General features: G+C 69.0%; 1 protein-coding gene. It reads right to left on the bottom strand.

Features of this window, described 5'->3' with window-relative positions; translation table 11 throughout:
* On the bottom strand, positions 1 to 5,211 hold a 5,211-nt coding region (locus tag NY1_RS41600), incomplete at both ends, for a type I polyketide synthase (RefSeq protein ID WP_157762852.1).

The raw sequence follows: 5,211 nt of genomic DNA, 5'->3' as shown, positions 1-5,211 counted from the left end.
CCCGAAATACCGAACGACGACACCGCCGCCCGCCGCGGACGACCACCACGCGGCCACTCCCTCGCCTCGGTCAACAACTCCACCCGCCCCGCAGACCAATCCACATGCGGCGACGGCTCACTCACATGCAACGTCGCAGGCATCCGCCCGAAACGCATCGCCTGCACCATCTTGATCACACCCGCCACACCCGCAGCAGCCTGCGCATGACCCATATTCGACTTGATCGAACCCAGCCACAACGGATCACTCTCCCCACGCTGACCATAGGTCTCCAGCAACGCCTGCGCTTCGATGGGATCACCGAGCATGGTGGCCGTTCCGTGGGCTTCCACCACGTCCACGTCGCCGACGCCCAAACCGGCGTTGGCCAGCGCTTGCCGGATCACCCGCTGCTGCGCGGGGCCGTTCGGAGCGGTCAAACCATTGGACGCACCGTCCTGATTCACCGCCGAACCCGCTACGACGGCCAGCACTCGGTGACCCAATTCTCTTGCCCGGGAGAGTCTTTCGACGACGAGTACACCGACGCCCTCGGCCCAGCCGGTACCCTCGGCCCCATCGGAGAACGAACGACAGCGTCCGTCGGATGAAAGCCCCTGCTGCCGTGAGAATTCCACGAACACTTCCGGTGTGGCCATGACTGTCACACCCCCGACCAGCGCGAGATCGCATTCGCCCGACCGCACTGCCTGCCCGGCCAGATGCAGGGCCACCAGCGAGGAAGAACACGCCGTGTCCACCGTCACCGCGGGTCCTTCGAGCCCCAGTACATAGGAGATCCGCCCCGAGGCGATGGCGCCGACGCCGTCGGCATCGGGGTAGTCGTGATACATCAGGCCCGCGTAGACGCCGGTGGCACTGCCTTTCAAGGCGTGCGGATCGATCCCGGCGTCTTCCAGCGCCTCCCACGAAGCCTCCAGCAGCAATCGCTGCTGCGGATCCATCGCCAGTGCTTCCTTGGGACTGATGCCGAAGAAGTCCGGATCGAAGTCACCGGCCCCGCTGAGGAAACCGCCCGAACACGTATACGACTTCCCGGGCTGCCCCGGTCTCGGGTCGTACAACCCGGCGACATCCCACCCGCGATCCGCCGGGAAATCACCGATGACATCGAGACCTCGATCGACCATCGACCAGAGTCCAGCGGGCGAATCCACCCCACCCGGATACCTGCAGGCCATACCCACGATCACCAGCGGCTCGTCGGTGCTCACCGCAGTGCTCGCCGCCGCCGCCGGCGGCTCGCCCTCGCCGCATTCCCGTAGCAGGTAGCGCGCCAGCTCCGCGGCCGCGGGGTAATCGAAGATCAGACTGGATCGCAATCGCAGACCGGTCGCGACGGAGAGCGCATTGCGGAACTGCAGAGCCGACAGCGAGTCGAAGCCCAGATCCTTGAACGCCCGGTCCGGATCGACGGCCGCCGCCGTCTCGTGCCCGAGCACCGCCGCCGCCTGCGTCCGAATCAGCTCGAGCACAAGCGGATAGCGGTGTTCGGCGGCGACCCGGGCCAGCTGTTCACGCAGTCCCGTCGCGCCCGGGCCCGGCGTACCTGCGGCCGTCCGCCGGCCGTCGCGCACCAGGGCTGACAGCAGTGGGCTCAACTGCTCGGCGTCGGCCAGTGACCGCAGTACCGCACGATCGATGCGAGCGGGCACCAGCAGCGCCCGGCCGCTCGCCAGCGACGCGTCCCACAGCGCCAACCCCTGCGCGGTCGACATCGCCGTCAGTCCGTCCCGATTCATCCGCATGACCGCGCCGCTGTCCAGATGCCCGGTCATACCGGTGGTCCGGTCCCAGAGTCCCCACGCCAGCGAGACGCCAGGCAATCCGCGCGCCCGCCGGTAGGAGATCAAGCCGTCCAGAAAGCGGTTGCCCGCAGCGTAATTCGCTTGGCCCGCGCTCCCCAGTACCCCCGCGATCGACGAGAACACCGCGAACAGCGACAGCTCCAGCTCGGCCGTGGCTTCGTGCAGATTCCAGCCGCCGTCGGCTTTCGGAAGCAGAACGGTGCGAAGTCGTTCGTCGGACAGCGCCGGCAGCACACCGTCGTCGAGTACCCCGGCCGCGTGCACCACGCCGGTGAGCGGACCGTCGGCGGTGAGTTCGGATACCAGTTCCCGCACCGCGTTCGGATCGGCGACGTCGCAGGCTCGGACCCGCACCCTGGCGCCCAGGCCACGCAGTTCCGCCACCACGGCTTCCACGCCGGGCGCGTCCGCACCGCGACGACCGGTCAACACCACGTCCCGCAGCCCGTGGGCGAGAATCAGGTGCCGCGCCATCAGCGCACCGAGACCGCCGGTGCCGCCGGAGATCAAAACGGCGCCGTCGGTGACCGCCGGCAGCTCGCCGGATCGCGGTTCGGCGGAGCCTCGTTCGACGGGCACGAGCCGTGGCCGCAACAGTTCACCGGCGCGCCGGGCCAATTGGGATTCGCCGGGCGCGACCTGGTTCAGCAATCCCGCCACATCGGCGTCGCTGAGGTCGATATCGCTGTCCAAGAGGACGATCCGGCCAGGATTCTCCGACTGCGCGGAAGCCACCAATCCCCATACGGCGGCGGCGGCGAGATCCTCCACCGCTCGGTCGTCGGTATCGACCGCGGCTTTCGTCAGCACAACCAAGCGGGAGGACGTGAAGCGCTCGTCGGCGAGCCAGGTCTGCAGCAGCCGCAATACCCGTGGCAGGACCGCGTGCGTGACCTCGACCGGATTCGCCGAGCCGGCCGGTGAGATGCAGCGCAGCAGAACGACGTCGGGGATCTCATCGGACAGCTCGGCCCAGGAGTTCTCCTCCGTGCCCATCAGCGCCATCGATCGGAGGGTTCCGGCGGGTACGACCGCGGTCCCGGGGGCGATCGGATTCCATCGCACTCGATACAGACCGTCCGACGCCACTGCATTCGAGGCCGATCCCGGCTGGCCGGCCGAAATCGGTCGCGTCATCAAGCTTTCCGCCGTCAGGACCAGCTGACCGGCGGTGTCGAACACCTCGATCGACACACTGTTCTCGCCCACCGGGCGCAAGCACGCCCGGATCCGGGTCGCCCCGACGGCGTGCAACCGCACTCCGGACCAGGTGAAGGGCAGCAGCACTCGATCGGGATCGGCGTCGACGATCAGGGCGTGCAGTACGGCATCGAGGAGGGCGGGATGCAGCGCGAACCCCGAGCCATCCACGCCGGGCAATGTCGCCTCGGCGAATATCGCGTCGGCGGTACGCCAGACTTCGGTCAAGCCCTGGAACGCCGGACCGTATTCGTATCCGCGCGTGTTCAGGTCCGGGTAGACCTCGCCGAGGTCCACCGCCGTCGCTCCCGTCGGCGGCCAGGCGGGCGGTTCCTGCCCGGATGCACCGGATCGGTCGTGACCGGAGATCGCGACGGCGGCCTCGGCGTGCAGCATCCACTCGGTGGTGGCATCGTCGTCCGGCCGGGAGTAGACCGACACCCGGCGGTCGCGCCCGGCCGCCGAATCCGTCTCGCGACCGACGATCACCTGCAGCTGAATCGCACCTTCGGACGGCAGGGTCAGCGGGTCGCGCAGGATGAGTTCCCGGATCAGGTCGCAGTCCACCTGATCGGCGGCCCGCTGGACCAGATCCACGAATCCGGTGCCGGGGAACAGTACGCGCCCGAACACCGCGTGGTCGGCCAGCCACGGCAGGGCGCTCAGCGACAGCCGGCCGACGAGCACCAGCTCGCCCGCCTCCGCGGGCTCCACCGCGACGCCGAGTAGCGGATGGCCGGCCGCGCGCAAGCCGAAACCGGCCACATCGGCGGACGCGGGCGCTTGCCAGAAGTGCCGATGCTGAAAGGCGTACGGGGGCAGGGCTTTCCACCGGCCACCCGCGGCGGCGGTGATTCCCGGCCAGTCGACAGCGCCTCCTGCCGCGAAGACCTCGGCCGCGGCGGTGAGCAACCGCCGCTCGCCGCCGTCGTCGCGGCGCAGCGACTCCACCACCGTCACCCGGTCGTCCGTGCGGGCGGACGCGAGTTCCGCAATATCACTGCTGTTTTCGAGCAGCGCGCCGGTGATGTCCTGGGTGCTGCCGGTCAGTACCGGGTGCGGACTCGATTCCACGAACAGCCGGCCGCCGAGTTCGTACGCCGACGCCACGGCTCGTTCGAACTCGACCGTTTCGCGCAGGTTCGTGTACCAGTAGTCGGCGGTCAATTCCGCGGTGTCGAGCGGTCGGCCGGTGACGGTCGATACGAACACCGGACCGCCGGGAGCGACGGTGCGCGGACTGATGCCGGACAGCGCGTCGAGGACCGAGTCCCGCACGCGTTCCACCTGTTCGGAGTGCGAGGCGTAGTCCACCGGTATCCGTCGCGCCCACACGCCGTCGCGCTCACACCGGGCGACCAGTTCGGCACAGGCCTGCGCGTCGCCGGAGATCACCGTCGTGCCGGGACCGTTCACCGCGGCGATGCTCAGCGCGGGGCCCCAGCCGTCGATCAGTTCCCGGGCTCGCCCGGCCGGTACCGCCACCGAGACCATCGCCCCGGATCCGGTGATGGCCGCGATCGCGCGGCTGCGGCCCACGACCACCCGTACGGCATCGTCCAATGAGAGCGCGCCCGCCACATACGCCGCCGCGATCTCACCCTGCGAGTGGCCGATCACCAGGTCGGGGCGGATGCCGATCGATTCCCACCACCGCGCCAAGGAGGTCATCACCGCGAACAACAGCGGCTGGACCACATCGACCCGCTCCAGGTCCGGCTCCGCCGAGCTTCCCGAGATCACTTCCAGCAGTGACCATTCCACGTGCGTCGAGAGTGCGTCGCCGACCGACCGCAGGTGGTCGGCGAAAACCGGCGAGCTCCGCAGCAGTTCCCGGCCCATGCCGATCCATTGCGAGCCCTGTCCGGGAAAGACCAGGGCGGTGCGACCGGTTCCCCGGGCCGGCGAAGCCGACGCGACGCAGTCCAGTCCGGCGGTCAGTTCTTCGAGATCCGTTCCGAGTACCACCGCCCGATAGGGGAACGCGCTGCGCCGGGCGAGTGATGCGGCCACGTCCGCGGCCGATATCTCAGCGCCGGTCACGAATTCGCGTAGCCGCGCGGCTTGCGCGGTGATGGCCGCCGCACTCTTGGCCGACAGCACCCACGGCAGGACGGGCGCTGGAGCTGCCGGGTCCCGCTGTGCCGCAATGGCTTCGACTTCCTGTGACGGTTCTTCGAGGATGACGTGGGCATTGGTC

Origin of the sequence: Nocardia yamanashiensis NBRC 100130 (genome assembly GCF_001613325.1) — a bacterium.
GTDB lineage: Bacteria > Actinomycetota > Actinomycetes > Mycobacteriales > Mycobacteriaceae > Nocardia > Nocardia yamanashiensis.
The sequence above is the reverse complement of the archived record's forward strand: the minus strand, read 5'-3'. Positions and strand labels throughout refer to the sequence as shown.